The organism is Vibrio echinoideorum (assembly GCF_024347455.1).
Lineage (GTDB): Bacteria > Pseudomonadota > Gammaproteobacteria > Enterobacterales > Vibrionaceae > Vibrio > Vibrio echinoideorum.
Genome location: NZ_AP025484.1, coordinates 1,822,750 through 1,846,558, shown reverse-complemented (window position 1 = coordinate 1,846,558; position 23,809 = coordinate 1,822,750). Strand labels below are relative to the sequence as shown.

Annotated in this window: 16 protein-coding genes; 10 read left to right on the top strand and 6 right to left on the bottom strand. The window is 45.6% G+C overall.

Translation table 11 applies throughout. The features are described 5' to 3' along the window. Nucleotides 1–59: 59 nt before the first annotated feature. Nucleotides 60–2,141, bottom strand: a complete 2,082-nt coding sequence (locus OCV36_RS24155; RefSeq protein WP_135454151.1) for an ATP-binding protein — start codon at nucleotides 2,139–2,141, stop codon at nucleotides 60–62. Between the two features lie 229 nt (nucleotides 2,142–2,370). Here OCV36_RS24155 and OCV36_RS24150 point away from each other — a divergent pair, with 229 nt between their 5' ends. From OCV36_RS24150 to lhgO, 4 genes are all read left to right on the top strand, one after another. Beyond that, entirely contained in the window at nucleotides 2,371–3,711 is a 1,341-nt protein-coding gene (locus tag OCV36_RS24150; protein ID WP_135454153.1) for a sigma-54-dependent transcriptional regulator, read from the top strand. Nucleotides 3,712–4,032: 321 nt separating this feature from the next. Further along, nucleotides 4,033–5,046, top strand: coding sequence for a TAXI family TRAP transporter solute-binding subunit (locus OCV36_RS24145; protein WP_135454155.1), 1,014 nt, complete (start codon nucleotides 4,033–4,035; stop codon nucleotides 5,044–5,046). Between the two features lie 152 nt (nucleotides 5,047–5,198). Next, nucleotides 5,199–7,376: a TRAP transporter permease gene (locus tag OCV36_RS24140; protein ID WP_135454157.1), complete on the top strand. Its 2,178-nt coding sequence runs from the start codon at nucleotides 5,199–5,201 to the stop codon at nucleotides 7,374–7,376. 25 nt (nucleotides 7,377–7,401) lie between these two features. Next, on the top strand, nucleotides 7,402–8,616 hold the full coding sequence (lhgO, locus tag OCV36_RS24135) for an L-2-hydroxyglutarate oxidase (RefSeq protein WP_135454159.1): 1,215 nt from the start codon (nucleotides 7,402–7,404) through the stop codon (nucleotides 8,614–8,616). A gap of 177 nt (nucleotides 8,617–8,793) precedes the next feature. Here the strand turns inward: lhgO and OCV36_RS24130 are convergent, their stop codons facing one another. From OCV36_RS24130 to OCV36_RS24110, 5 genes are all read right to left on the bottom strand, one after another. Further along, nucleotides 8,794–10,344: a M28 family metallopeptidase gene (locus OCV36_RS24130; protein WP_135454160.1), complete on the bottom strand. Its 1,551-nt coding sequence runs from the start codon at nucleotides 10,342–10,344 to the stop codon at nucleotides 8,794–8,796. A 160-nt stretch (nucleotides 10,345–10,504) separates the two neighbouring features. Then, nucleotides 10,505–12,895: a M4 family metallopeptidase gene (locus OCV36_RS24125; RefSeq protein WP_135454162.1), complete on the bottom strand. Its 2,391-nt coding sequence runs from the start codon at nucleotides 12,893–12,895 to the stop codon at nucleotides 10,505–10,507. Between the two features lie 557 nt (nucleotides 12,896–13,452). Continuing rightward, nucleotides 13,453–13,728: a hypothetical protein gene (locus tag OCV36_RS24120; protein WP_017065177.1), complete on the bottom strand. Its 276-nt coding sequence runs from the start codon at nucleotides 13,726–13,728 to the stop codon at nucleotides 13,453–13,455. 219 nt (nucleotides 13,729–13,947) lie between these two features. Further along, complete coding sequence (locus OCV36_RS24115) at nucleotides 13,948–15,267, bottom strand: sensor histidine kinase (protein ID WP_135454164.1); 1,320 nt, start codon at nucleotides 15,265–15,267, stop codon at nucleotides 13,948–13,950. Nucleotides 15,268–15,303: 36 nt separating this feature from the next. Beyond that, a complete protein-coding gene (locus tag OCV36_RS24110; RefSeq protein WP_017075673.1) occupies nucleotides 15,304–16,008 on the bottom strand; it encodes a response regulator in 705 nt (234 codons plus the stop codon). Between the two features lie 279 nt (nucleotides 16,009–16,287). Between OCV36_RS24110 and OCV36_RS24105 the strand changes: the two genes are divergently transcribed. The 6 genes from OCV36_RS24105 to choW all read left to right on the top strand — a co-directional run bounded on the left by OCV36_RS24105 (nucleotide 16,288) and on the right by choW (nucleotide 23,809). Continuing rightward, complete coding sequence (locus tag OCV36_RS24105) at nucleotides 16,288–17,388, top strand: alpha/beta hydrolase (RefSeq protein WP_135454166.1); 1,101 nt, start codon at nucleotides 16,288–16,290, stop codon at nucleotides 17,386–17,388. A gap of 429 nt (nucleotides 17,389–17,817) precedes the next feature. Then, nucleotides 17,818–18,420, top strand: a complete 603-nt coding sequence (gene betI, locus OCV36_RS24100; RefSeq protein WP_135454168.1) for a transcriptional regulator BetI — start codon at nucleotides 17,818–17,820, stop codon at nucleotides 18,418–18,420. A gap of 96 nt (nucleotides 18,421–18,516) precedes the next feature. Then, nucleotides 18,517–19,977 (top strand): betaine-aldehyde dehydrogenase, encoded by a 1,461-nt coding sequence (gene betB / locus OCV36_RS24095; protein ID WP_135454169.1) that lies wholly within the window; start codon nucleotides 18,517–18,519, stop codon nucleotides 19,975–19,977. 72 nt (nucleotides 19,978–20,049) lie between these two features. Next, nucleotides 20,050–21,777, top strand: coding sequence for a choline dehydrogenase (gene betA, locus OCV36_RS24090; RefSeq protein ID WP_135454171.1), 1,728 nt, complete (start codon nucleotides 20,050–20,052; stop codon nucleotides 21,775–21,777). 122 nt (nucleotides 21,778–21,899) lie between these two features. Next, on the top strand, nucleotides 21,900–22,871 hold the full coding sequence (locus tag OCV36_RS24085; RefSeq protein ID WP_135454173.1) for a choline ABC transporter substrate-binding protein: 972 nt from the start codon (nucleotides 21,900–21,902) through the stop codon (nucleotides 22,869–22,871). A gap of 95 nt (nucleotides 22,872–22,966) precedes the next feature. Beyond that, the gene (gene choW, locus OCV36_RS24080) at nucleotides 22,967–23,809 is read left to right on the top strand and encodes a choline ABC transporter permease subunit (RefSeq protein ID WP_009845976.1); all 843 of its coding nucleotides are present in this window, start codon (nucleotides 22,967–22,969) and stop codon (nucleotides 23,807–23,809) included.

The window sequence follows — 23,809 nt, the reverse complement described above, 5'->3', positions numbered from 1 at the left end:
GGCGGTTTTTTAGTTTTAGCGTCTCAATAGAGTGTGATTTCTAAATTCTATGTAAGCGATTACTTACAATCACTATCACTATCACTATCACTATTCTGTAGAGTTAACGTGAATGTCATGCCTTGATCTGGGTTGTTCTTCGCTATCAAGGTGCCTTGCATATCCCGCACATTATTTGCTGTGATAGCCAAGCCGAGACCTAAACCTTCGCCCATTTTTTTGTTGGTATGAAACGGTTCGAAAATGGTCTCGAGTTGGTCTTCTGAAACGCCACAGCCATTATCTTGCACCTTGATGATCACGCGTTGTTGATCGGTATGTGCGCTGACAACAATGGTCGCGGGTGTTTGATTTTGAGTTGCATCTACAGCGTTTCTGATTAGGTTGCCAAGCACTTGACGAAGTCGTGCCTCTTCTCCCATCACCATCGAAATATTAGAGGCGATACGTATGCGAATATCGACGTTGTCTAATTCGGCTTGGTGAATTCGTAGGGTTTCTTGCAGTGCTTCGGTGAGTGAAACTGGATAGGGCTTCTCAAGTCTTTTAAAGGCGAACGACTTCAATTGACTGGTCATGTTGGCCATTCTGTCGATCAGGCTCATGACTAAGTTCATGTTCGCTTTCAACATCTTGGTCTCGCCTCTTTCCATCAGTAACTGGTTACTTGAAAGCAGGGTTTTTAGACCAGTAAGCGGTTGATTCAACTCATGAGTGATCGCACTCGACATCCGCCCTAATGCGGCAAGTTTGCTTGATTCCACCAGTTCTTGCTGCGCATCTTTGAGATCTTGTGTTCGCTCTTCTACCCGCAGTTGAAGCGTCTTATTGGCGTTTTGTACCGCAATTTCTGCTTTCTTACGCTTGCTGATGTCGATCACTGTGCACAGATAATAAGGCGTTGAATGCCAAGGGAACGAGCTAATAGAAAATAACACTGGGAAGTAGCTGCCATCACTGCGTCTTGCCATGGTTTCGACGCTGGTGATCTCGGCCAATTCTTGGTGTTGTTCTAAGTTTTTGAGCAATTGTAAGGTGGTTGAGTTTGGGTTACCTGCTTCAAATAATTGCCACGCCTTGATGTTGCTGATCATCGAATCAGAAAGGCAAAAGTAGTTCTTCGCCATTAGATTAATATCGTGGATATGACCATGTTTATCGATCAATACCAACCCGACATGCGTCTTATTAATCATTCCTGACAGTCGTTTTTCCGACTCTTCGATGAGCTTTTGAATTCGCAGATTACTGAGCTTTTTCTGACGTCTTTGATAAAGAATAACCAGCAACAGCAGAATGAAAAGACAGCCCACCGCCACACTCCAGCTGATCCAGTTAGTGGTTTGGTTGAGGCTGGTTAATGGCGTGAGGTAGGTTAAACGCCAATTGAGGTCGTCTAACTTGATGGATTGAATGAGGTAATCTTTATTTTGCAGTCGCCACACGCGAATATGGGTTTGGTCGTATAGCTCACGCTTTGTCGCTGTGGGCTGAGAATTGAATGTGTCGTTGAACCAATCGGCACTCAGTCGGTGATCACTGGAGAGAAAGAACTGATCACGAGGGTTCTGGAACAGTATCGCTTCACCATCGGCGAACCATTGATCGGTTAACAATGACAAATCGATCTGCACCGCAACAATACCGACCACATCGGACGCCCGATAAACCGGCGCGGCAATGAAGTAATCGGGTGTCACGCCTTTATTTTTGGTCACTACCGAAATCGCACCGCCTTGCTGGTGGATCTTAGAGACAATCGTGCTGGCGTTCTTTTTGCTTAGCTTGCTTCTTTCGACACTCGATACCAACAAATCACCTTCGCCAGAAAGCAGATACCAGCCCTTAGTATTGGCGGCTTTATCCAATTGAATCAGCTGCTTCTTAATGCGATTTTCGAGGCGTACTTCACCATCAATGAAACGCACACTAGTTTCATCGTTCGTCACCAAGTAGGGCAGATAATAGAAACGTTTGAGCGTGCGCCTGGCTTCTGCAATGTATCCGAGGAAGCGTTGTTCTGCATAGCGTTGGGCTTGTTCGAGCTTCCATTGGCTTATGCCACTTTTGGTGGTTACCTGAACTAAACCAATTAATAAACAGGCACATAGGAACAACCAATATCGATTGTTGTTAACCATTTTTGATTAAATCCTTTTAAAATTAGTGACTTGTCCATTTAAACTAGTGGCTTGATAAGGTTTTCTGTTTGCTTTTTAAGCGGATGGCAAGTGAGACAAGTTGACGCTAACAAACATTATAAAACTGTTAAAGGAGTGTTATTCAAAGTGGGAGCTAGCTCCTTTTCGTCTGCAGCTTTTTTACATACCGTGGGCGATATTATTCAGATATAAGCGGCGGAACCAAACCATGCAGCGTATAGCTTTGATTGAAGATGATGCAATTGTGCGTCAGGCAACCAGCCAATGGTTACAATTAGCGGGCTTCGATGTCACCGCATTTGAGTTTGGGCAAGATGCGTTAAACGCGGTAGAGCAGGGTGATTTCCAAACTATCATTAGTGACGTACGGTTACCTGATATTGATGGTGTTGAACTGCTGGGGCGCTTTAAACATCTTGTGCCAGATGTGCCTGTCATCTTGATCACCGGTCACGGTGATGTCGACATGGCGGTGAAAGCGTTGCAGCAAGGGGCGTATGATTTCATTGAAAAGCCATTCGACCCAGAGCGTTTGTCTCAAACGGTTTCGGAAGCGGTCGACAAGCATCAAAGTGGCCAAGACAGAAACAGTCGTCAGAACTATCTGGATAACCTGAAGGGCATTGAACAGGTTCTGATTGGCCGCAGCAAAGTGATGTGTGAATTGCGAGAGCAAATACAAAAAGTTGCCTCGATTGATACCAATGTGATCATTTATGGTGAAACCGGCTGTGGTAAAGAGCTGGTCGCCTCTTGTTTGCATGAATTCAGTCAGCGTAAAACCCACCCATTTGTGCCGTTAAACTGTGGCGCGATTCCAGAAAACCTCTTTGAAAGCGAGCTATTTGGACACGAAGCAGGTGCGTTTACTGGTGCTGCCAAGCGACGTATTGGTAAGCTTGAATTTGCCGACAAAGGCACGGTGTTTCTCGATGAAATAGAGAGTATGCCGCTGTCGATGCAGGTCAAAGTGCTGCGCACCTTGCAAGATAATATCGTTGTACGCGTGGGTGGGAATCAGCAACAACATGTTGATCTACGAGTGGTCTCTGCCTCGAAATGCGATCTACTGAATCACCCCGATTTTCGCCAAGACCTTTTCTATCGTTTGAACGTTGCCCAACTGCATTTGCCTCCCCTTAGTGAACGAGAAGACGATGCTTTGATCCTTTTCGAACACTTCACTCAAGAAGCGAACAGTGAAACTCGAGTCGCCAGTGAGGCTGATCGCTATGCCTTGTTGTCGTATGCATGGCCGGGCAATGTGCGTGAACTGCGTAATATCGCGATTCGTTTTGCACTGGATGAAAGCCTGACTGTTGGGGATATTTTGGCGTGTCGCCCCAATTCTGTCACAGAGTCCACAACGGCAGGCATCCCGTTGGCGGTTCAAGTGCAGAGCTTTGAGCGGAAAGTGATTCATGATGCGTTAGTGCGTTATCAGGGGCGCATCAATGATGTGATGCAAGACTTGGATTTACCCCGTCGAACATTGAACCAAAAAATGGTGCGCTATGCGTTGAACCGAAGTGACTATGTCGATTCGTAAATGATGATGAGATTAGAGGTGCTGTCTGATTTCAATAAGCAAAAAATGGCTCATCAGATATTTATCATTTTATAAACATTGATCACGTAAATGTAACATAGTGTGATTTGGCTACCTTTAAATCGATGTTATTCGTTGCTTGGGATAAGCAAAAAATAGCTCACTGATTCGTAGCCAAATAAGCAAAAAATGGCTTACTTTAGGTGGGTTATTAAGGAAATACCAATAAAAACAGTTATTTAAAAATTGGCATTGTGCTTGCTATCTAGCAATTGTTGTTAACAAAAATATAACGTGAATAACTCTACATGGAGAGTAATAATGAAATACAACAAGCTAGTTAAAACTTTAGCAATCGCAATGGCCTCTATTAGCCTTATCAGCAACGCCTCAGCTCAAGAAGATCGTAGCTACATTTTAGCGACGGCCTCAACGGGTGGTACTTACTATCCAGTGGGTGTGGCTTTAGCGACATTGAGTAAAGTTAAGCTTGCGCCAAAGCAGCACTTTTCTTTGGCGGCTATCAGTTCTGCGGGATCGGGTGAAAACGTGAAACTTCTTAATGAGAACGAAGCACAGTTTGCCATTTTACAAGGTCTGTATGGCGCGTGGGCGTGGCAAGGGCTTGGTCCATATGAGAAGTCAGGCAGTCAAAAACAACTGCGTTCAGTCTCTATGCTATGGCAAAACGTTGAACACTTTATTGTGCGCTCTGATCTCACAGAAACGGGCACCATGAGTGATTTAGAAAATCTAAACGGCAAAAAATTCTCTATCGGTAAGAAGAACTCAGGTACAGAGAATTCAGGACGCCAGATCATGCAAGGCCTGTCGGTTAACCCAGAACAATTTAAACTCGCCTTTATGGGTTACGGCGGCAGCGCTAGCGCACTACAAAATGGCACCATCGATGGCATGAATACGCCCGCTGGTGTACCTGTTGGTGCGGTAACTCAAGCGTTTGCAGCCTTGGGTGAAGACATTCAAATTTTGTCATTTACCGATGCGCAAATTAAACAAGCGAACGGCGATTACAATATCTGGACTAAATATGAGATCCCGGCAAACACTTATCCAGGTGTTGATAAGCCGATCACTACAATCGCCCAACCTAACTTCCTAGCGGTTCGTGAAGACATTTCTGAAGAAGATGTGTACCAGCTGACCAAAGCTATCTATGAAAACCTATCTTTCCTGCAAGGTATCCACAAAGCAACCAAAGCAATGGCACTCGAGAAAGGGATCGCAGGTCTGCCTGTTCCACTTCACCCGGGCGCTGCACGTTACTACCAAGAAGTGGGCATCGATATCCCTTCTGAGTTGATCGTTAACTAACGGCTTTCGCCGAATGACGGTTTACGTTAGTTAAACAAAGACACCTTTCGTGACTTAATTGCTTGGTGCACGTTCGCTCAAGAATGTGTTCGTGCACCTCCTCACTTTATGGATTTTCTCTTCGTGTTTGCTGCGGAGAGCAGGAGTTTTCTATGAGCGATTCGCTGCAGCAGGAACTGAAAAAATTTGAACTGCCGACCCGAACGGATTTTCCGTGGGTAGGCAAAGCGATAACGACAATGGGAGTGATACTCTCGCTGTTACACATTTGGTTCAACACCTTATCTACCTTGCCAGAGCTTTGGATCTCGGCGACCCACTTTGCTGGCTTTGCGATCATTTGTGCGCTTTGGTATCCCGCTCATATCTCGCTAAAAAAGAGCAAGATAGCTCTGGCAGTGGATATCGGAATTGCTTTGGCGGCTCTGGCTTGTCTTATCTACATTCCCTTTGCGGAAGACGCCCTTTATGAGCGAGGCGTGAAGTTCATCGCCAGTGATTGGTTCTTCTCTATCTTGGCGATTGCCATCGTTATTGAGCTGATTCGCCGCACCATGGGCTGGTTTATTCCGGTGCTTATCTTGGTGTGTTTGAGTTATGTGGTGCTTTGGGGACAATGGACTAGCGGCATCTTCCACTTCCCGGGTTTGAGCCTTGAAACACTGCTTTATCGAAGCTTTTACTCATCAGAAGGGATGTTCGGTTCTATCTCAAGAATTAGTTGGACCTTCGTGTTTATGTTCATCCTATTTGGCGCATTCTTAGTGCGTTCGGGTGTCGGTGATTACATCATTGATGTGTCTCGCGCAGCGGCTGGTAAGGTGATTGGTGGCCCTGGCTTTATTGCCGTGATTGGCTCTGGCTTGATGGGCTCTGTGTCCGGATCGAGCGTAGCAAATACGGTATCGACGGGCGTGATCAGTATTCCCTTAATGCAAAAGGCAGGCTTCCCTTCGCGTTTCGCGGCCGGTGTTGAAGCGGCTGCATCGACGGGCGGGCAGTTGATGCCACCAGTGATGGGTGCGGGGGCGTTTATCATGGCGTCTTACACACAGATCCCTTATGTCGATATTATTGCGGTTTCCTTCTTACCTGCGCTTATCTACTTTTTGTCTGTGGCCTTTTTTGTGCGTATTGAAGCAAAACGCAGTGGCGTGCAAAAAGTCACTTCTGGTTGTGAGCCTCTATTGAAGGTATTGCTGTCGGGCTGGCATAACCTGATCCCATTGGCCGTGTTAGTGACTTTGTTGGTGAAGGGCTTTACGCCGACTTACGCAGCGGGTATCTCGATTCTTTCTGTGGTGGTGGCATCATGGTTCTCTAAAAATCACAAAATGGGACCGAAAGCGATCATTGAAGCTTTGTCTCAAGGCGCAAAAAACATGGCGACAACGGCGGTGCTGTTGGTGGGTATTGGTTTAGTCGTTAATGTCATTAGCACTACGGGGATTGGTAATACTTTCTCATTGATGATCAACAGTTGGGCAAACGGCGAATTATTGGTAATGATTGCCTTGATCGCGTTGGCGTCTTTGATTCTCGGTATGGGCTTGCCAGTAACGGCGGCTTATATCGTGTTGGGTACTCTGTCGGCACCTGCCTTGTACAAATTGATTGCTGAAAGCCAGCTCCTCGACTTGTTGGTATCAGGGCAGCTTCCTGAGCAGGCGAAAGCCATCTTCATGTTGGCTGCGCCAGATAAACTTGATTTATTGAATGCACCGATGGCGTTGGAAACGGCGAAAGAGATGATTGCGTTGGTTCCTGCTGATTTTGTGGAAACGCTGCTTGAACAGAGCTTAGGCTTAGAAGCGATCAGCCTTGCACTGCTTTCTGCACACTTGATTATTTTCTGGTTATCACAAGACAGCAACGTGACCCCGCCAGTTTGTTTAACCGCATTTGCCGCCGCGACCATTGCTAAAACTCCACCAATGCGAACTGGCTTAATGGCATGGAAGATCGCAAAAGGCCTGTACTTAGTGCCACTACTTATCGCCTACACCAACTTAGTAAGTTGGGATGTGACCTCCGTTTTGGTCACGGGTGGTTTTGCTATTATTGGTACTTACGCGTTTGTTGCTGCGATTGAAGGCTATCTAGAAAATAAAATTAATCTACTGACTCGTGTTGTTCTAATCGTGCTGGGTGTAGCTTTAGTTTGGCCTGATATTTCAGTCGTGGTTCGCTTAGTGTGTGTAGCACTCTTCGTTGGTCTCTTTATTCACACGGCCCGTCAATACGATGCTAATCAAGTGAAAAAGGAATCGGAAGATGAGCAAGAATCGTTGCCTCAAACCGAACCTGATACTGCCGCGTCTTCCCTATAACTAAAGGATTGAATGTAGGAATATTATGAACTCAACATACGACTATATTATCGTTGGTGGTGGCATTGTTGGCGTGTCTACTGCATGGCAATTACAGCAAGCTCACCCTGATAAAAGTATCCTTTTAGTTGAAAAGGAGCGTGGCTTTGCACAACACCAAACGGGTCATAACAGTGGTGTGATTCACGCTGGCGTTTACTACGCTCCGGGCAGTTTAAAGGCGGATTTTTGTAAGCGTGGCGTAGAGCGAACTGTCGCCTTTTGTAGCCAACACGATATTCCAGTCGAAAACTGCGGTAAGTTGTTGGTCGCGACCAATGAGCAGGAAGTGGAGCGTATGAACGCGCTCTATCAACGTTGTCATGATAACGACATTGATGTCGACCTCTTGGATCAAGCGCAACTGAAACTTGCAGAGCCGAACATCACGGGTTTGGGCGCGATTTATGTCAAAACCACCAGTATCGTCGATTACAAAAAAGTCACCGAAGTGATGGCTCAAGAGTTTGTTGAAGCGGGTGGCAAGATCAGTCTAGGCACTGAAGTGATTTTAGCCGATGAGCAAGAAGATGAGGTGCAGTTGACGTGCAAAGTAGATGGTCAGACTCTACAATTGAACAGCCGATTCTTAATCACTTGCTCTGGTTTGATGGCCGACAGAATGACCAGCATGCTTGGCATTGAAACCGACTTCCAAATCGTGCCGTATCGCGGTGAATATTATCAGTTGGACGCGAAACACAACCAAGTGGTGAATCACCTTATCTATCCGATCCCTGACCCAGAACTGCCTTTCTTGGGCGTGCATTTAACACGCATGATTGATGGTTCCGTAACAGTAGGACCAAATGCAGTTCAAGGCTGGAAACGAGAAGGTTATGGCAAGCTTAACTTTAGTTTCAAGGACACTTGGCAGATGCTGAGTTTTACGGGCTTTTGGAAAGTGACTGCGAATAATCTAAAAACCGGTTTGGTCGAGTTTAAGAACTCCTGGTGGAAGCCGGGCTATCTAAAGTTGGTAAACAAATATTGCCCGAGCATTACGGTGTCAGATTTCAAACCTTACCCAGCAGGCATTCGTGCCCAAGCGGTACTCAATGATGGTACTTTGGTTCATGATTTTCTGTTTGCCGAAAGCCCAAGAAGCCTGCATGTGTGCAATGCGCCATCGCCGGCAGCGACTTCGGCAATGCCGATTGGTGAGTATATTTGTGGCAAGGTGATGAAAAAAACGTCTTAACTGTGAATTGAATTGAACTAATGGCTTGTTTGTTCGAACAGGGCTGTTCATAGCAAGTGAAGAACGTAGACGATAAAAAATCCGCCAGCTCCATCCTATTTAGGATCGAACTCGCGGATTTTTTAGTTTTAGCCGTGTTTGCTCGGGTTAGTGGTTAGCAAGCAACTAAACTTAAAGCTAATCAGGAACGAAGGTTGCGACGATGGTGACATCGTTAAAGTTACGATAACCATGCACCATGATGTTGAATTCACCGGCTGGTTTGTTCAATACACACTGTTCGTTGCTGCTATTTTGGTATGGACGACAATCGTAGCTCGCTTTGGATACGGTGCCGTTGTGTTTCACGTATAGGTCGGCATCGCCACTACGAGGGCCTGTTAATGCTACCGTTAACTGACCTGCACTTTCCGTCGTAAATGTGAAGAACTGCTCTTCACCATATCCTGCAGTAAGTCCTTCAACAGGCACGTCATTTTGCAGCTCTTTAGGGCCTGAAACTGGCGAATCAAGGCTGGTTTCAACAAGGTAAGCAATCGCCAGTTTGGCGAACTTGGTCGCGTGTGTCGCCGTAGGATCGGAGTTCTCAAGCGTGTCGTGCTCAGTGTGAATGCTTGGGTTGTAGTCGTTGAACATGCTCTCGAATGGCATGGCAGCTGGGTAGCCAACATTGTGCCAAGAGGCGTGGTCAGAACAGGCATAGCCACAATCATCGAAACCGTAACTAATGTCGCTAGCGTAAGTGTCGATCAGCTCGCTTAAGTAGGCGTTTAGGTTGCTGTCGGTATAGTCCGTGATGAAGGTGATATCGTGCGCTGAACCGTTGTAGTTGGTCATGTCTAATTGCAACACCGACACAACGTTTGCTTGCTCGTCTCGTAATGCATTGGCGACATCTTGTGAACCGCGCAGCCCCACTTCTTCTGCGGCATAGCCATAGAACTTAATGGTTTTGTCTGGCTGAATACCACTGGCGATCATCAGGCGAAGTGACTCAGTTACGGTCGCAATACCAGACGCATCATCATCGGCTCCCGGTGAGATGGTGCCTTCGCTTGTCCAAGATCCAACGGTCGAATCAAGGTGTCCGCCAACAACGACGATCTCTTCAGGATATTTAGCGCCAAGCAGTGTCACTTCAACGGATTTTTGCGGATATTCGGCATGCGTGATCTGGCGTGCTGACGCATACGGCACATCCTTAATTTCTGTTTCCCAACGTTCTAAAAGCCAATCTGAAGCAGCGACACCAGTAGAAGTAGTATAAAAACGGTTGGTGAAGTTGGTTAGATTTTCGATGGTCGTGACCATGTTGTTCGGCTCGACCTGAGCGAGCAGGTCGTTCACCGTATCTTGATGACTGATCACCGGCTTTTCGAAGGTGCTCATTGTCAGTGGCATCGCTGCGGCTTTGAGTGCGCTTGCTTTGTCTTCGTGCACCATGTAACCACCACAACGGTGGGTTTCTTCGTGCATGTGGCTAGAGAGTTTAGCCAGCTGTTTTGCGTTGATTTTCGCGACGATGGAATGCTTGTTTCCCGTTATTCCCGGGTAAACCGTTGCGCCATGCTGAGTCATTATATGTTGTGCGTCAGCATCGGTGGTGATCCAAACTTCTTGGTTCGCTGGTGGTGTGATACCTAGGGATGCGTAAGCCGAAGTACTGTTGATTAAGGCTAAAGAACCTCCGAGTACAGCCAAAGCTAGCATGCTTTTTTGAATAGCCATTTGTCGTCCTTTTTATAGTGAGTATTGTTGTGTTGATGGGTGTGAATTTTGTTTAGTGCGTGGATGTTTTTGTGTAGGCGTTTCATTAGCTCATTAACCAAGAAGCCAAGTAGCTCAATCGCGAAAAGGGCCCCTTTCGGAGCCCTGAATTTACTATCGATTATTGTGTTTTAATGAAACGGTAGTGCTTGGTTTCTGAACAGATATCGCTTGAGGTACACACTTGGTACTCAACATCTACTGTGCCGTTGTGACGGAACTTGTCGACGTATGAGTTGAAGTCTGTAGCACCAACATTTTTGCCATTACGTTTAATCACGAAGTAGTCATTGGTGTCGTAATCCCATGCCAGCTTAACGCGAGCTTTGCCATTCGGGTTTTTGTTACCAAACTTCAGTTTTAGTGGGAAGCCTTCCGCTGAGTCACCTTCAATCGTGATCGACTTGCTTGTTGATGTTGCAACGCCTGCATCGTCAGTCACGGTTAGAGTCACCACGTAGTCGCCAGCTTCAGTGTAGGTATAGCGAGTTACTTCACCGGTTTGTGTGTTGCCATCGCCAAGGTTCCATTGGTAAGAGACGATCTGACCATCGCTGTCCGAACTTGTGCTGCGCAGTTCTACTTCTTTGCCGACAATGGTGTGTTCGAAAGAAGAAACTGGCGGTACGTTAGCATTGCCTGATTCGTACGATGCTTTCAGATTTGCACTGGTGTAATCTGAGTAACCCAGAATGTTCACCGTGTAGCGACCAGCTGTTGGGTTTTCAATCACACATACTTCATCGGTTACGCTTTCACTCTTACAGATATTCTCTTGAGAGCTTGGCGCATAATCTAGACCGACATACATATCCGGATCACCAGTAGACACAGCAAGATCAATCGTTAGCTTGTCTTGGCCTTCTGGTACTTCGATATCGAAGTAAGTTTTTGAGCCGGTTTCACCAGCAACCGCAGCTTCAACACCGTTTTCAAGGCGTTGATATTCCGGTTCTGGCGGCAGTGGTGGCTCTGCACATGGGGTAACACCCACAAGAGCGAACGCAGAAACAACGTCATCGGCATTGTAGCCAAGGTCGGTTGCTGAGTTTTTCACGCCACAAGCACCTTGCCAAAAATCACTGTTTTCAGACCAGTAGATTTGATTGGATAGTACGAAAAGCTCGAATGCTTTTTTTGTATCCCAACCTTGCGTGGTTGCAAGATGATAGAAGGCCTTGTTGAACACCCCAGAGCTGTAGTGCACGTTCAAACCATCGTAGTACTCGGATGCATTATTGATTGAAGAACCATCTCGTGATGGATCGTCCATGTAACGCAGCGCCCCGTCTCCTTTGAAGATATTACGGCCGACCATCCAGTCGTTGGTGCCTTTCATGTAGTATTCTGCCGCTTCACCTGCCATATCAGAAAACGCTTCGTTCATACCACCGGATTGATTCGCGTAAACCAAACCTGAGTTTTGTTCTGTGAAACCGTGGCTCACTTCATGCGCCGACACGTCTAGGCTAACAAGTGGATAGAAGAAGCTTTCACCATCGCCAAAGGTCATTGCCTTGCCGTCCCAAAATGCATTCTCGTAGTTGTTACCGTAGTGAACACGCATCATGAGTTTGAAAGAGAGTGGTGCAGTGTCGAACCAGTTCTTATACATCTCGAACACGATGTTACCGAAGTAGTGCGCATCGTTGAGTGGAGAGAAGGCTCCGTTCACTTCTTTATGTTCGTTACGAGGACATTCGTAGCTATACGTGGTGTCGCCATCGGTCGCACCATTTAGGTCAACGGTGACAACATTTTCCGATTCCATCACACACTCTGTGCCATTTTCTACCACATCAAGGTAGTGGTAGTGGTAGTCGGTACCGTATTCGTACATGCCCGTTTTTTCGTTACCACCCGGGCCTGTTCCGATCTGTGCGTGAGCAATGCCTTCCCAACGGTCGATAACTTCGCCGGTGTGCGCGTCTAGCATGGTGAATGGTCGAGTCGGCTGTTCGCTGCCTTTGACAAGATAAGAGATAACGTAGACTAGGCGTGTTTTATCGATACCTTGTTTGCCAAGGCCTTGTTTATCGGCTCCTTGGTTAGCAATGCCCTGATAAATAAACAACTCATGCTGTACGTTGTCTAGAGATTTGCTGGTTAAGCCCTGGACCTTGAGATCTTTACTCGCAAGCTCAACGGCTTGGGAGCTGTTGATTGATGGCTTAACAAAAGAACGCTCTAGGGTTGTCGTTTTAAGGTAGCTGCCTTGAACAGATTTAAGTGCGCCACCTTGTACACTTTGAGTGGCGTTTAGGTAATGCCCCCAAACAGGTGTTCCCCAGATGTTCTGTTGGATCTTAACTTTGTAGAGACCACGCTTTTTGAGGTTAACTTCTTTTACCATCTTGAAGCTAGAAGCGTTACTGACACCCAACTGAGCGTTTAACCCAGAAAAGCTAGTAAAGTTGATCGGTTGATTGATTTGAACTGATTCACTTGCATGAACAGACAAAGACATAGCGCTGGCTATAGCAACGGCAACTAAACGTTTTCTTATTTTCATTGTTATTTTCTCTTTCCATGTAAAAACAAAGAAAACGTAACAAAATTATCACAATGAATTCACATCATTCGATCTGATTAATTAGTAGCATGGCAATGATCTCTTTTATTCATGAAACTTATACTTTTCATATTTACAGATAGTTATCGTTTCTGTTTATTTTTGAACGCACACATATGTTTTATTTATAAAATCATGACACTTTTATTAAGTGTTGTTTTCTTATGGAAATTAAGATTTCAGGGGGAATTGATCTGTGCCTCAATTAACGGATTTTGGGCTGATAGAAGGATCAATGATTTGAGTGTGTCAGTTTAAGCGAAAGACTATTAAGCGAATTTAAGTGCCATTTTGATAAGAAATTGAAGATTTTTACGCTGATTTTTCGAATTGTTAGTTGCAAGAGGGAAGGGTAATTGGGTATTTCTTTGGCACAGAGCACAAAACAAGCAGTATGAAAAAGCCAGCGACGGATGGTCACTGGCTTAGATTGTTTCAGTTTGTACTAGCTAGCGTTTAAAGGCACGCAAGCTTTAGCAAGCTGCTGTTTTTTAGGATTATTGCTTTTTACCGCCAACTTGAACGTAGTCGATACCGATAATACGGTTGATGATACCTAGCACAGAGCTTGTATCAGAGTTTGTTGAACGAATAGTATCAACCGTTGCACCTTCAGGTACTAATTCCATTGCACGATCTTGTGTGTTACCAGGAACTTGGAAACCAACAATGTTGAAGCTCTCAGCGTGCGCTGTGTAAACTTCTTCGTTGTGGCTGATACCTGAACAACCTGCCAAAGAAACAATGCCTAAAACAACTAATAACTTTTTCATAAAAATACCTTAAGAATGATTGGAATTTAGATAGTAAGCCTATGGCTTGAACTGCTAGCAAAGCGCGAGTTAACGAGTAACGGGTTGCTTTGCTACTACTCAGCAGTGCTGTGATGACAAGCCATAAACGACAGTGTCATGATTATCTAGACTCATAAGTTCATTGGGAGACAGCATCTCCCGACCGATGTTGAACATTATTCCAGAGGTGTTTTGTAGTTACTGTATGGGTTTGTCAGCTGAATCATTACATAGCTGAATGGTTATGGTGAATACCGCACCCTTTAAAGTTTGGCTCTGACCAACCTCCACGCTCGCGCCGTGTTGAGCACAGATCTTCTCGACGATAGAAAGCCCCAATCCATGGCCACTCTTGGCTTTGTTACGAGCCTTATCGCCAACGTAAAAGGGTTCAAACAGGCGAGCTTGGTGTTCTTGTGCCACGCCATCACCATCGTCATGCACGGCAATTTGAAGCTGATCTTGGTGAACGTTTACTTCAATAGAAACCTGTGAGCGTGCGAATTTCATCGCGTTGCGTACTAGGTTATCTAAGGCGCGGTTGAGTAATATTTTATCCGCCAGAATTGAGTGGGCTTGTTCAGGCAGTGATAGGTCAATGTTGAGCTCAGTGTCTTTGCTCCAGCGTGCCAATGCGTGATCAAGAAAGTCTCTTATCTCTAGTGGTTGCTGTAGGTTTTCAAGGTCAATGCTATCGAGCTTGGCGTAACACAATAGTTCGTCGACCATCTTTTCCATTTCTTCGGTATCTTCGACAATACTTTCTACGGTGTTTTGTTGTGCCTCGTTGAGTGGCGTGTCCTTGAGCATTTCAGCTTGCCATTGGATACGGAATATTGGCGTGCGCAGTTCATGAGCTACCGCATTGGTGAGCGAGCGGTTACTCTCAATCAAGCGATGAATGCGGTCAGCCATTAGGTTGAAGGATTTATTGAGTGAGCCGATGGCAATGCCGCTTGACGTTTCGGCCCGCGAGGAGAGATCCCCTTCAGCAAAGGCTAGCGTCGCCGATTCAAGCTTTTTAACTCGGCGGAATATAATTATCAGATGGCATAAGCCATATAAGATAAAGCTCGCTAAAAAGAACAACCAAATGAGGTCATCCTCCAACTCTATTTTTTGCCTAACGAACGCTTCACTGTTGGGGAGGTAGTGATAGGTATTGTCACTGCTTGCCAAGCGAAACCATAGGTCTCGTTCATCATCGTGAAAAACAAAAGTGTTCGGGTTAGTGCTGAAGAACTCTGAAACGGGGCTAGGTATTTCATCGTCTGGGCTGAATGTAACCAATTTATTTCGTGTGGTTTCTACAAACTGGTTCATGGCTTGTTGAGCCGCTTCAAGCCCCTGATTTTTCGCAATGTTTTCTATGAGTTGCTGGTGGGCAGCCGCTTCGTAATCTTCCAGTACATATTCGTAGTCGGTATTGAGCTCGTAGACGCTAATCTCGTAGGCGACCAGGCCGACCATAAAGCAAACTAACAGCCCTATTAAGGACTCCAAATAGATACGTCGCATAATCGATCTCTTTCATTACGCTCGTAGTGAGCGAAGTTAATGCCAGGCGGTTGAAACAAATAGGTAGCCTTTGCCGCGAATGGTCTGAATTTTCTCTGCTGGGGCGTGGTCGTCACCGAGTATCTTTCTTAGACGCACGACCTTGTTATCAATCGTTCGGTCGATCCCATCGTACTCAATGCCGCGCAGTGTTTGCGTCAAATAGTCACGTGATAGCGGAGTATCAGGGTTGCTCGCTAATAACCAAAGTAGGTCAAACTCACTGTCAGTAAGTGATAAAACCGCACCTGAAAGTTCACACTTCTTATAAGTGTTTTTCAGAACGAGTTGATCAAACTGAAGGTTGTCTGAGTCATCGACTGAAGCGGTATTGGCGTCTTGGCGGCGTAATAGCGAACGAACTCTTGCCAGCAGAACTCTTGGTTTGATTGGCTTAGTGACATAGTCATCAGCCCCTGTCTCTAAACCAGCGACGTGATCAAAGTCGTCATCGCTAGCGGTGAGCATCAAGATTTTACCTTTATAGTGTGTACGCGTCTGTCGGCAGATTGTCAGTCCATCCGTTACAGGAAGCATCAAATCCAGCAGTACAATATCAGGTTGTTCCGCGAGGATGGTCTGCGCGGCATTACCGCCGTCACCTAGCACAGTGACGTCAAAATCTTGCGCGACAAAGTAGTCTTGCAACATTTTCTGAAGTTTCAAATCGTCTTCCACGATGATCATTTTAGGTTTTGTCATTCCATTATCAGCCTTGTCGTGCGTTTCTCGTATTGAGATTACGTGAGGGTGCCTTATCTAGTGGTTAGCTATTGTGGCATCTCCAATTTGCATGCTTTACGTAAAATACCTGACGTGAATGATTAAACACTTTCTACGCCAGTTCAATGATGATTTTGAATTTATGCGAAAATAAAAAACAATGTTCAAAAAGGTATACATTCTCATACATTCGCACGACAGATGTTTGCGCTTTTAAATAATAGAATTTTCCCATCAAACATTTTTGGGAATTACCACATGAATAGCTATAGAAAAACGTTACTGGCATTACCTTTGATTATTTTAGTTGGGTGTAACTCAAGCTCTAACTCGGGTAAAGCGCCAACTAAAGCGCAAGTTAAACCTAAAGCGGATTACGTATTTTCATCGGCTAAACTCGGTAAATTGTATCAAGAGCGACAAGAGATCCAAGAGTCAATGAAACTGACTTATGATGGTGTGCAGTATGAAACAGTGCAGTTTGCTGAAGATATTAGTGACGAACAAAAAGTAATTAGGCTTGCGGATAGTTTAGGTCAAAGCGTGGATCTGTACCTCCCTGATGCTGGAGCTGATGACTGTGCGATTTACAGCGAGGGTAATTTTTTTGATTCATTTGATTGTGGTGTGGCTCAACGCTCAATTGGGAATGACACTACGTTAATTCAAACGACGACGAGTGATAAAAAACGACCGGTTGAGCTTGAATATCACAATGTGATGTCGCAGTACGTGACTAGCCTTGGTTCGACGATTCTGAGCAAAACTAAAAATGGTAACAAAGTCACGATCACTACTTCGTTTGCTTTCAATGCCTTTTATCGTGATGTGTTAAGAGACACTGGAACCGTTGAGCGCATTACCTCTACCCTTGGGGCGACAACCTATTCCCAGCTTTTCGATATTGTGAAGTTATACCAAGGTAGTGAGATGACCTTGAAGTTTAACAATCATATTGGTGGCAGTGGCGACGATGACATCAATATGTACACCGGACGCATGATCCACAGTAACAACATGACGACGATCGTAACGCCTACGGGTTCGGTGTTCTCTGGCGGGACGGATTTGTTCGCTGCGGGTAACCCACGGGTTTTGCAACGAGCAGATACCACCAAAGCCATTGAGCTTAATAAACAGGTTGGTGTGCACAGTTGGGCTGAGGATGATAAAACAGCCAAAGATTTCCCATACACTGACGAAAGCCATCGCAAGCAAGCGACCTACTTTAAAAAGGTGATGGGAGACAAAGGGATCGACTTCTATATCTTCACTTTAGATTCTGCCCCAGCTTCCGGTGAGCACTGGATGACCAAAGCCGATTCTGACAAGTATGGGTTCATTACACGTATTGAGTAGCTTAGGCTCGAATTAAAATTATTAACGACTAGAGGGTTGGTGATGACGATGTTATCGCCAACCTTTTGTTGTCAATTTTTTGATTCGGGACTGATGTGAGTATGGATTTCCTAGTCTTAAATTTCAGAATCACAACTCATTGATAACACCTTCCATTTCTCTACTCAAAAAATTTCTATACGGATTCCCACTGGTTGTTTTTTGCACTTTTAGAGCAAAAACATTTGACCAATAACTATCACACCTCAAATCTTTAATTAATTTCATTAGTGGTCTAAATGATATTTAACCTTTTGTTTTTGTGAGTTATTTTTGTTTTTGAACGCTGTATTGTTACAGGTTTGTTTTAAATAATCATTTGAACCCTAATTAAATTTCTGTCATTTTATACTTAACTGAACGTTCAATATAAAATAAAAGGACTAAGAAATGCCGAAGGTTGGGATGCCTGACATACGTAAACCACAGCTTGTTCAAGCCACCATGACGGTGATTGATCGAGTGGGTTTACATGCCGCGAGTATTGCGTTAATCAGCAAAGAAGCGGGCGTGTCTACGGGTATCATTAATCACTATTTTGGTGGAAAGCACGGTCTGCTCGAAGAGACGATGCGTGAAATCCTTCGCCAATTATCCAACACCATCACGACTTCACTAAAAGCGCTTCCTGTTGATGCTCACCAACAGAGAATTAACGCGATCATCGACGGTAACTTCGAAGGTTACCAAGCCGAAAATAAAGTCGCGAAGGCATGGTTGGCATTTTGGTCCTATTCAATGCATGACCAACAACTGAAAAGACTGCAGCGTGTGAATGAAAAACGTTTGATTTCGCATTTACGTCTTGAGTTGAAAGGTATTTTGAATCATAAACAGGCGGATCTCGTTGCTCACGGGATTGCTTCTCTGATTGATGGGTTATGGCTGAGAGGCACGTTAAACCCTGAAGGTATCGATGCTCAAAAGGCTCGCGCCATCATCAATGATTATCTTGATAAACAACTGACGTTCTACTCGTGTAACACCGCATAGAACGCGGTCGTAGCATTGCAATCATAGTATCTGAACGGCAAACACTCACATATAGACCAGCAGAGTCTAATAACAATAATTAAGTCAGAATCTCAAATGGAAATGAACTCGTTATACATTGATGGCGCAGCGGTTAAAGCTACGTCTGGTGAAACCTTTGATAGCATCAACCCAGCAAACGGCGAGCCTAATGCAACGCTAGGCCAAGCCTCTTCAGCGGACGTGGATAGCGCTATTGAATCAGCGAAACGTGGATTTGCGGTGTGGTCAGCAATGACAGCCGTGGAACGCAGTCGTATTCTTTTGAAAGCGGTAGCAATACTTAGAGCTCGAAATGATGACCTTGCAAACCTCGAGGTTGTTGATACGGGTAAGCCACTGCAAGAAGCGATTGAAGTGGACGTGGCATCTGGCGCCGATGTGATTGAATACTTCGCAGGCCTTGCGCCTACGCTACAAGGTGATCAACAACCTCTTAGTGAATCTCAATTTTTCTACACTCGTCGTGAACCGCTTGGCATCTGTGCAGGCATTGGCGCGTGGAACTACCCGATTCAAATCGCGATGTGGAAATCAGCTCCTGCATTGGCTGCGGGTAACGCGATGATTTTCAAACCTTCCGAAGAAACCCCGCTAACTGCGCTTAAGCTTGCTGAGATATTTACCGAAGCTGGCCTTCCTGATGGCGTATTTAACGTGGTTCAGGGTGACTACCGTGTCGGCCAAATGCTAACGGCTCATCCCGATATCGCTAAAGTGTCTTTCACAGGTGAAACGGGCACGGGTAAAGCAGTAATGGCAGATAGTGCTAAGACGCTTAAATCGGTCACCATGGAGCTTGGCGGCAAATCACCAATGATTGTGTTTGATGATGCGAAATTGGATGATGCGGTTTCCGCTTCTATGGTCGCAAACTTCTACACCCAAGGTGAAGTGTGTACTAATGGTACTCGTGTTTATGTACACGAAAGCATCTACAACGATTTTATCGACCAACTTAAGACACGTACTGAAAAGCTGATCATTGGTGATCCAATGGACATGGAGACTCAAATTGGTGCGTTGATTTCTAAAGAACATCTTTCAAAAGTGCTCGAAGCGATTGAGCTAGCAAAACAGTCTGGCGCAACATTGCTGACTGGCGGTTATCAAGTGACAGACAACGGGCTAGCGAACGGCAACTTTGTTATCCCAACCGTGTTTGTGGACTGCGAAGACAACATGCCACACGTTCAACAAGAGATCTTTGGCCCTGTAATGTCGGTTCTAAAATTCAGTGATGAAGACGACGTTATTCGCCGTGCTAACGACACCAAATATGGCCTTGCGGCTGGCGTGTTCACGCAAAATCTTTCTCGTGCTCACCGCGTGATCCATCAAATGCAGGCTGGTATTTGTTGGGTTAATACGTGGGGTGACTCACCTGCAGAAATGCCTGTTGGTGGCTACAAGCTTTCGGGTGTTGGTCGTGAAAATGGCCCAGAAACTCTACTCCACTATACGCAAACTAAGAGCATTCTTATTGAGCTAGGCGACTACGCCAGCCCTTATGCCTAACGCGTAACACTTAATTCAACGGGCTAGCTTAAAAGAGTTAGCCTCACTGACTCATCTCAGGGAACTTAAAATATGGAACAACGCTACGATTATATTATCGTCGGCGCGGGTTCGGCCGGCTGTGTGTTAGCGGATAGGCTAACGGAAAGCGGTGAACATAGCGTTTTATTACTGGAAGCGGGTGGTACGGATAAGAGTATTTTTATCCAAATGCCAACGGCGCTTTCTTACCCGATGAATACCGAAAAGTACGCATGGCAGTTTGAGACTCAACAAGAGCCAGGCCTTGATGGACGCGAACTGCACTGCCCACGCGGCAAAGTGTTAGGTGGTAGCTCATCAATCAATGGCATGGTTTACGTGCGTGGTCACGCGTGTGATTTTGACCAATGGGAAGAAGAGGGCGCTGCGGGTTGGAATTACCAAGCGTGTTTGCCTTATTTCCGCCGTGCTGAATCATGGAATAAAGGTGGCGATCAATACCGTGGTGACAATGGCCCAGTAGGCACTTGTAACGGTAACGATATGGAGCTTAACCCGCTTTACCAAGCGTTCATCGATGCAGGTAAAGACGCCGGTTACCCAGAAACCAACGATTACAACGGCTACCAGCAAGAAGGCTTCGGCACCATGCATATGACGGTAGACAAGGGTGTTAGAGCCTCAACCTCTAACGCTTATCTACGTCGAGCATTGAAGCGTTCAAACCTGACCTTGAAGAAAGGCATCGTGGCGCGCCGTTTCTTACTTGAAGCTCTCGTCGTAAAAGACCAGTCATCAAAAGGCCAATCAGGTCTGAAAGCAGTTGGTGTCGAGTTTGAAAAGTCAGGCAATACTCAAGTTGCTGTGGCGAACAAAGAAGTGATCTCGTCTGCGGGTTCTATCGGTTCCGTTCAACTGCTGCAACTTTCTGGTATCGGCCCGAAAGCCGTGCTTGAAAAGGCAGGCGTTGAGCTTAAACACGAGCTGAATGGCGTCGGTGAAAACCTTCAAGATCACTTAGAAGTGTACTTCCAATATCACTGCAACGAACCCATCACGCTCAACAGCAAGCTTGGCTTGGTCAGCAAAGGCATGATTGGCGCGGAATGGATTCTGACTCGTAAAGGCCTTGGTGCCACTAACCACTTTGAATCGTGCGCGTTCATTCGTTCTCGCAAAGGATTGAAGTGGCCAAACATTCAATATCACTTCCTGCCAGCAGCGATGCGTTACGACGGCCAGGCAGCTTTTGATGGCCATGGTTTCCAAGTACACGTTGGCCCGAACAAACCAGAAAGCCGCGGTACGGTTGCGATCACTTCTGCTGATCCGCATGCCAAGCCAGAGATCATTTTCAACTACATCTCGACTGAACAAGATCGCCAAGATTGGCGCGATTGTATTCGTCTGACGCGTGAGATTTTGTCTCAACCGGCGATGGATGTGTACCGAGGCAAAGAGATTCAGCCGGGTTTAAATATTACTTCTGATGAAGCGATTGATGAATGGGTTAAGCAGAACGTTGAAAGTGCATATCACCCTTCTTGTGGCTGCAAAATGGGTTCAGATGATGATCCAATGGCGGTGCTTGATGAAGAGTGTCGCGTTCGCGGCATCGACAGCTTACGTGTTGTCGACTCATCGGTTTTCCCAACCATTCCAAACGGCAACTTAAATGCCCCGACCATCATGGTTGCTGAGCGAGCTTCGGACTTGATTCTTGGTAAGCCAATGCTTAAAGAACAAGACGCTCCAGTGTGGATTGCACCTGAGTGGGAAGAGAAACAAAGAATAAATAAACCAGTAAGAGAAGCGTAAATCTCTGTTACTGGTTGAAAAACAACAAAAACGTAGCAACAAAAATTAGTCAAAAGTCAGAAGAACTGCTCTCTATCGGTGTTGATATCGAGCAGCAAAAGGAAAGATAAAAAGGAACCATTATGACGACTCTAAATATTCAGAACGTGACCACGAAAACGTTAACAGCACTAGCCATCAGTTCAGTTACATTTGGTGCTAACGCTTCTATTGAACCACAACAGTGCGAAAACGTACGTTTCGCTGATGTAGGTTGGACAGACATTACCGCAACAACCGCCGTTACTTCTGAACTCTTAAAAGGCCTTGGTTACAAAACCAAAACCGACCTACTTTCAGTACCGGTGACTTACTCTTCAATGGCGAACGGTGACATTGATGTGTTTCTAGGTAACTGGATGCCAACGATGGAAGGCGATATTGCTAAGTACCGTGAAGCGGGCACGGTTGAAACCGTTCGTGCCAACCTTGAAGGTGCAAAATACACATTAGCCGTACCGAAATACGTGTACGACTCTGGTGTGAAAACCTTCGCTGACTTAGCAAAACATGCCGACAAATTTAAAGACCGCATCTACGGCATCGAGCCGGGTAACGACGGTAACCGCTTAATCCAATCAATGATTGATTCTGACGCGTTCGGCTTGAAAGATTTCAGCCTAGTTGAATCAAGTGAAGCGGGCATGGTTTCGCAAGTATCACGCGCTGCGCGTCGTAGCCAATGGATTGTTTACCTTGGTTGGGCACCACACCCAATGAACAGTAATGTTGAAATGGAATACCTTTCTGGCGGTGACGACTTCTTTGGCCCTAACTACGGTGGCGCGAATGTCTACACCAATGTTCGCTCAAACTACCTGTCTGAGTGTGCAAACGTCGGTCAGCTTCTGCAAAACCTAGAGTTCACTCTAGAGATGGAAAACCAGTTGATGGAAGAGATTCTTAACCAGAAAACTAAGCCAGAAAAAGCCGCACAACAATGGTTGATCAACAATTCTCAACAAGTTGAAGCTTGGTTAGACAATGTAAAAACACATAAAGGTGAATCAGCAACTCAAGCCGTTACTGAATACCTAAAGCAAGTTAAAGCTTAGTTCTACCTATCTCAACAGCTACATAAATAATAAAGGTGGGCTTGCCAATTTATCGATTGGTTTGAAGTAGCCCACCCATAATAAAAGGCAATATTGTGAATTTTATTACGGAAAACAAAATCCCTGTCGGACAATGGATGGAAGCGGGTGTTGATTGGCTAACAATCAATGCAGCAGGCTTTTTTGATGCTATTTCTATCTTTTTAGAAACCGTCATTATGTTTTTAGTCGATGTATTTAAGTGGATGCCACCGGCTTTACCAATCGTGATGACCGCGGCGATTGCATGGTACTTACACCGTAAACCCTCGCTTGTGATTTTCGTGGTTGCAGCTTTGCTGACTATTTTAAACCTTGGCTACTGGCAAGAAATGCTGGAAACCTTTGTCCTCGTGTTTGCAGCGACAACGATTTCCGTATTAATTGGCGTTCCAGTTGGCATTATGGCCGCGCATCGCCCTTGGTTATATACGGTGCTTAGACCCATTCTTGATTTAATGCAGACGGTTCCAACGTTTGTGTATCTGATTCCAACTCTGGTTCTATTCGGCTTGGGTATTGTTCCTGGCTTAATCTCTACCATTATTTTCGCGATAGCTGCACCGATTCGTTTAACCTACTTAGGGGTAACTAAAGTGCCTGAAGAGTTGATTGAAGCGGGTAAAGCGTTTGGTGCAAGCCGCATGAAATTGCTGATGAAGGTCGAATTACCGGCTGCCTTACCAAGCATTATGGCGGGTGTAACTCAATGTATTATGTTGTCGCTTTCGATGGTGGTTATAGCCGCACTTGTCGGTGCAGACGGCCTTGGTAAGCCTGTTGTTCGCGCATTGAACACAGTAAACATCTCACAAGGTTTTGAAGCCGGGCTGGCGATTGTATTAGTCGCTATCATTCTTGATCGCTTGTGCAAAACACCAAACCAGAAGGAAGCGTAG